This window comes from Stenotrophomonas pictorum JCM 9942 (assembly GCF_001310775.1).
GTDB classification, from domain to species: Bacteria; Pseudomonadota; Gammaproteobacteria; order Xanthomonadales; family Xanthomonadaceae; genus Stenotrophomonas; species Stenotrophomonas pictorum.
Genome location: NZ_BAZI01000196.1, coordinates 1 through 5363, shown reverse-complemented (window position 1 = coordinate 5363; position 5363 = coordinate 1). Strand labels below are relative to the sequence as shown.

Genomic DNA, 5363 nt, shown 5'->3' with positions numbered 1-5363 from the left:
CCCAGCGACGGTGCGCCGGCCCCCATGTGCCCGCCGTGAACCCGGTGCCGGGCGATGAAGAACCGCCAGCCCGCACGCGGCGGCGGCGCCGCTTGCGCATCTGGCGTCATGACGCCGCGCGTCCCGGATCGCAGATAGACCAGTACCGCCGAATGCAGAGCGCTGGCTGTTTGACGTCTCCCGCTGTGGGCCTCAGGCATACCGCACCTTGCTGCCTTCCACCTTCACCACGCCGGCCTTCGTCAGCCCCGCAATCAGCGCATCCACTTCCTCGGCCTTGAGCTGGTTTTGAAAGTGCGACGCCACGTGCTTCTTCAACGCCGCCAAGGTTCCGGGTTTGCCGGATTTCGCTTTGGCCAACAGCTCTTTCATCCGCACCAGCTTTTCCGCGGCTGTCATCCCCTTGGCTGCCGCCATCTTCGTTGGCTTCGACTGTTGGGACGCCTTCTCCACTATCACCGTCACCGCATTCACGGCGGGCTTGACCACTGGCTTCGCCTCCGGCGTCACCGCGGGCGATGCGGCAACGGCTTTTGCCACCACCGGCTTGAACAGGGGCATCTGCGCAATCGCCGTCGAACGGCAGGCAAATATCTTCTTCGCCTTCAGGTGTTCGATCAGCGGATCGAAGCCGGTGTCTCTGGAAATGATGTGGAAGAACCCACGCGGGTCTTCGCGCGCAAGCTGGCCGATGTAGAAGGCGATGTGGAAATCCAGCGCGTTGGAACCATTGCCCGAGATGCGCACGTAGTCGGCCCGCTCGCGCATGGCCTGCATCTGGATTGCCAGATCGGCCGACAACCTGGCCTGTCCGGCCCCCACAAACACCCATAAGCGCACATCCTCCCGGTCCAGCAGCTGCAGATCGGTGGGCTGCACGTTCTCGTGATCGATCAGCACGTAATTGATGCGCCGGTTCTCGACCAGCGGCGTAGCGACGACTTCGGCCAGCATTCCCTGCACGCTCCCTGTTGCTCTGGAGCCATCATCACCCGGCAACCACCGACATTCCAATCGCGACAATTCCTACGCCGACGCGGGGAATGCCCTGATCGTAAGAGTCACGGACTTGAAATAAGGGCCGGGGTGAAGGAGTCTTCACGAAGTCCGATTCCGCAGGGAATCACAGGGGGACACATGGAATGTGTTTTGTCCGCACGCGCTGTCGTGCGGTGGATCGTGATAACCGGGATGTTGTGCAGCACCGCCGCCCATGCGCAGACGGTGCGCGCGGCGGTGGGTACGCAGCAGCGCCAATACATTCCGCCGCCGCGGCAGCCACACAATTCGATGGCGCGCGACACCACGCCCTTCAATTGCGAGCAGTACCGCCACCACCCGCACCCGGGCATGGCCGGTTACTGCCAGGGCATCGAGAACATGACCCTGCAGGGCGAAGCCCGCCGGCAGGGCCGCCCCGCCCCCTCGTCTTCCATCATCGAACTACCGCCGCTGGGCTCCGAGCCGGCCAAGACGCTGGGCTATGCCTGCGTCGGCGGGCAGGCATTCAAGCGCCTGAGCAATGGCTGGGAGCAGGTATCCGCCGCAGCCGGTGGCTGGCAGCGGTGTCGGGGTGGGTGAATCCAATTCGGATTAACACCGAAATCTCAATATTCACGAAAGGAAAACCAATGTCTCAAATAATAAAACTTTCAATAAGCAACTTTAGAACAATAAAATTTCTCGAAATAGATGCCAGCAACTTCAACCCAATTGTTGGATACAACAACAGTGGAAAATCAAACTTAATTAGGGCCATCTACTGGCTCCTGAAGAAATCGACTCTAGATGCACGCGACTTCAATGATCAAGGAAGCGAACTATGGGTATCCGCAACCATAGATGATGCCCAGAGCATGATATCGGTACTCCCGGATAACCAACAAAGGCAAATCAAAAGCTTCATCGCAAACGACAAAATCACATTTAGAAGAATTCAGCCGAGCCCAAACTGTTCTGCGAAAGATATAAAAATCGAAGTCCTCGACGGAAACGGGCAGTGGGCTGCCAACCCTACCGGGCTTGATACCGCAATTGGGAAGGCCCTTCCAGAGCCGGTATATATAAAAGCAATGGATGATGCTGAAGATGACGTTGCCAAATTCGGAGCGCGGAACACAATCGGACTACTAATAAAGTTCGCAATGGAAAGTGCTCGACTCAACAACCAGGCGTCGGTCCAAACTCTTGAATCTGATATAGCAAGAGTGGGAGCACATCTGAACGGGCCAAACAGATTAAATGAGATCAACAACCTTGAGCTAAGGGCAACAAATAGCATCAACTCGCTATTTCCCGGCATCTCTATAAACCTAGAAATGCCCCCTCCAAGCATCGATGAAATAATAAAAGCAACGAAAATAAAATTAAGGGAAATTGGCGGACAAGACCGAGACTTTTCAGATTACGGTCACGGCACACAAAGAACCGTGCAAATGGCCTTGATAAACCTGCTCGCCGAAACAACCAAGAACACCCACTCAAACACGAATACCTTGATCTTAATTGACGAGCCGGAGCTTTATCTACACCCCCAAGCAATAGGAAAGGTCAAGTCGGCGCTAAAGACACTATCAAATGGGGACTTTCAGATATTTTTCTCAACACACTCACCACTGATGATTGAAGCAGGAGACGCTGCTCAAACCATGGTGTTTTGGAAATGCCCAAATGGCGGAACGAATGCCCGTCCAAAGGCATCCAATGCGCTAGCCTCATTGAACAACAACAACTCTGCAGATGTTCTTTTTTCGCTTAATCATAGTTCTCAATGGCTATTCTCCGACCGCCCGGTTGTCGTAGAGGGAAAAACGGAGAGAACCCTACTTCCATTAATCTACAAAATCTGTTCAAACAAAACACTTCAAGAATCCAGCATCGCCCTCATTGAAGCCGGGGGAGGCAGCGGATCGCGTCCAATCTCTGAATTGCTAGAGAGTCTTGGATATTCACCCAAGTGCATCTATGACCTGGATTTTGCTTTCAAGCTAGCCCCATCAATTGGATTGATATCAAACAACGATCCAGATCTCTTAGCATGCCTATCTTGGCTATCCACAAATAGCGCAGCACACAACATAAACCTCAACCAAGCCGGCCTCCCGGAAAAATCAGGCGCATCCATAAAGGCCGAAGAAGCTTATGCAATCATGGCTGGTGCAAACACTCAAAGCTGTATGAATCTGCATAGCAAGCTTCTTCCAAAGAATATTTGGATATGGCCAGGCGGCGCAATTGAGTCGCACTTGGGAATACCAAAATCCAACTCCGCCAAGGCTCAGTTCGCGTACAAAACTGAAACTAACGGAAATATCGATCACGCAGGCGATAAAACAACTATCCAGAGGCTAGCGACTTGGCTTCAACAATAAATCCTGGGAACTCGCTATAACGGGGTCACGATAGCCGGGTGAGGTTGACTTATAAGCTTCTGCTTTCCGCTTTTGACGTTCACCCCGTAGAGCATGGCCAATGACCGGCTCGGATACCCGCAGGGCGACGCGCAGGAGCGCGTCGTTTTTCGCCGGTACATGGATGTGCCGTCGAAAAATGCGCCGGGCAGTGGCGGACCCGCGCACCGCGCGGGCATGCGTCCCGGGTATGCTTGACCAGCCATTCGGCTGTTGGAGAAGCGCCTCTTTTGGTTACTTTTTCTTTGCACAAGCAAAGAGAAGTTCCTCAACAGCCGAATGGCTGGTCAAAGTGACTCGCGCACCGCAGGTGCACGAAAGCTGTTCTGCCTTGGCTTTTCAAGATTTAAAGACGAGAGCAAAGGCTTCCGCCTGCTGCGCAGCCGGGTTCCTTTTGGTTGCGGCAAAAGGAACCAAACCGCTTCCGCCGGACGCATGCCGATGCGGTAAAGCCGCATCGGTGCCCTGCGCTTCTCGCGGAACGGGGCGGCGCGGAACTCGCTGCGCTCAGACACCCGCGCCTTATTCCCCCGCTCCGCTGCGATGCTCGGCATGCTTTCACGGCTTGGGCACGTCAACAGCGGAAAGCAGAAAGCTTCGCGGCACCGCAGCGGCACACCGGGGATGACTGTTCCGAGCTCAGAGCTCGGACAGCCAAGCATATTGCCTGGAGCGTCGAGCTAATTGCTCCATCGACCGAGCTTTTTGCTCGGAAGCCCAAGCAATCTGCTCCGAACGCCGAGCTCCCCTACCCGGCGCGCCGGGCTTTTTGCTCCGAAGCCCGAGCAGATTTGCCCGGAGCGTCGAGCTTTTTGCCCGGAGACCCGAGCAATTTGCTCCGAACGCCGAGCTACCCTACCCGGCACGCCGGGCTTTTTGCTCCGAAGCCCGAGCAGATTTGCCCGGAGCGTCGAGCTTTTTACTCGGAGACCCGAGCAATTTGCTCCGAACGCCGAGCTCCCCTGCCCGGCACGCCGGGCTTTTTGCTCCGAAGCCCGAGCAAATTACCCGGAGCGTCGAGCTTTTTGCTCGGAAGCCCGAGCAATTTGCTCCAACGCCGAACTCTCCTACTCGGCACGCCGGGCTTTTTGCTCGACGGCCCGAGCAAATTGCTCCGCGCACCCCACGTCGGCCCCGGCTTTCCGGGCGACGGGCGTCACGCCGGCTTGACGGTTTCCCGCCGGCTGGCTATCAACACCGGTACATCACCGGGGAATCACCATGCGTACCGTCCTGTCCGGCAGCCTTGCCGCGCTGCTGTTGTTCGCCCTGCCCGCCGCGGCCCACCAGCCCATCGCCAGCGCGCGGGTGGCCTTCGACCGCGACGGCGTCACCGCCACCCAGGCCCAGGGGCTGGCCGATGTGCAGGCCCAGCGCGCGCTCAGCGTGGAGGATCCGGTGCGGATCGCCTCGATCTCCAAGCTGGTGCTGGCTATCGGCGTGATGCGGCTGGTGGAGGAAGGCACCTTCGACCTGGATACCGACGTGTCGACTTATCTGGGCTGGCCGCTGCGCCATCCGCGCTTTGCCGATACCCCGATCACCCTGCGGCTGATGCTCTCGCACCGCTCCGGGCTGACCGATGACGCCGGCTACTGGGCCACACCGCTGGATGGCGACATCCGCGAGATTCTGGACGATCCGCGCGCCTGGGATACGCACGCGCCGGGCACCTGGTTCCGTTACACCAACCTCAACTCGCCGCTGGTGGCCTCGATGATGGAGCGCGCCACGGGCGAGCGCTTCGACCTGCTGATGCAGCGGCTGGTGCTGCAGCCGGCGAAGATCACCGCCTGCTACGGCTGGGAAAGCTGCAATGCCGCCACCGCCGCGCGTGCGGTGGTGCTGTATGACGCCGCAGGGAAGCCGGCGGTGGATGACAACCGCGGCGCAAAACCCGAATGCAACGTGCGCCGCGCCGCCAACGGCAGCTGTGACCTGGCGTTGTGGCAG

Annotated in this window: 6 protein-coding genes; 3 read left to right on the top strand and 3 right to left on the bottom strand. The window is 57.8% G+C overall.

Annotation, left to right across the window (positions count from 1 at the left end; translation table 11 throughout):
• Together JCM9942_RS19655 and JCM9942_RS10525 are read right to left on the bottom strand one after the other, a co-directional pair.
• Positions 1–200 (bottom strand): hypothetical protein (locus tag JCM9942_RS19655; protein WP_218185482.1); only part of this gene is annotated, 200 nt, incomplete at its 3' end.
• A complete protein-coding gene (locus JCM9942_RS10525; RefSeq protein WP_054659530.1) occupies positions 193–954 on the bottom strand; it encodes a PIN domain-containing protein in 762 nt (253 codons plus the stop codon). The genes JCM9942_RS19655 and JCM9942_RS10525, both read right to left, overlap by 8 nt.
• A gap of 237 nt (positions 955–1191) precedes the next feature.
• Here JCM9942_RS10525 and JCM9942_RS10520 point away from each other — a divergent pair, with 237 nt between their 5' ends.
• Together JCM9942_RS10520 and JCM9942_RS18335 are read left to right on the top strand one after the other, a co-directional pair.
• Positions 1192–1581 carry a hypothetical protein gene (locus JCM9942_RS10520; RefSeq protein WP_425478343.1) on the top strand — a complete coding sequence of 130 codons (390 nt, stop codon included), beginning with the start codon at positions 1192–1194 and terminating at the stop codon, positions 1579–1581.
• Entirely contained in the window at positions 1566–3371 is a 1806-nt protein-coding gene (locus JCM9942_RS18335; protein ID WP_172675094.1) for an ATP-dependent nuclease, read from the top strand. Before JCM9942_RS10520 ends, JCM9942_RS18335 begins: the two co-directional genes overlap by 16 nt.
• Before the next feature lie 326 nt (positions 3372–3697).
• Here JCM9942_RS18335 and JCM9942_RS19030 read toward each other — a convergent pair whose 3' ends face one another.
• Positions 3698–3964: a hypothetical protein gene (locus tag JCM9942_RS19030; RefSeq protein WP_157722866.1), complete on the bottom strand. Its 267-nt coding sequence runs from the start codon at positions 3962–3964 to the stop codon at positions 3698–3700.
• Positions 3965–4631: 667 nt separating this feature from the next.
• Between JCM9942_RS19030 and JCM9942_RS10515 the strand changes: the two genes are divergently transcribed.
• Positions 4632–5363, top strand: a 732-nt coding sequence (locus tag JCM9942_RS10515; protein WP_157722865.1) for a serine hydrolase domain-containing protein, incomplete at its 3' end; no start/stop codon positions are given.

Bases quoted from the DNA above. Each gene is read 5' to 3' on its own strand.
- JCM9942_RS19030 (WP_157722866.1), bottom strand. From the start codon at position 3,964: ATGCCGAGCATCGCAGCGGAGCGGGGGAATAAGGCGCGGGTGTCTGAG.
- JCM9942_RS10520 (WP_425478343.1), top strand. From the start codon at position 1,192: ATGTTGTGCAGCACCGCCGCCCATGCGCAGACGGTGCGCGCGGCGGTG.
- JCM9942_RS10525 (WP_054659530.1), bottom strand. From the start codon at position 954: ATGCTGGCCGAAGTCGTCGCTACGCCGCTGGTCGAGAACCGGCGCATC.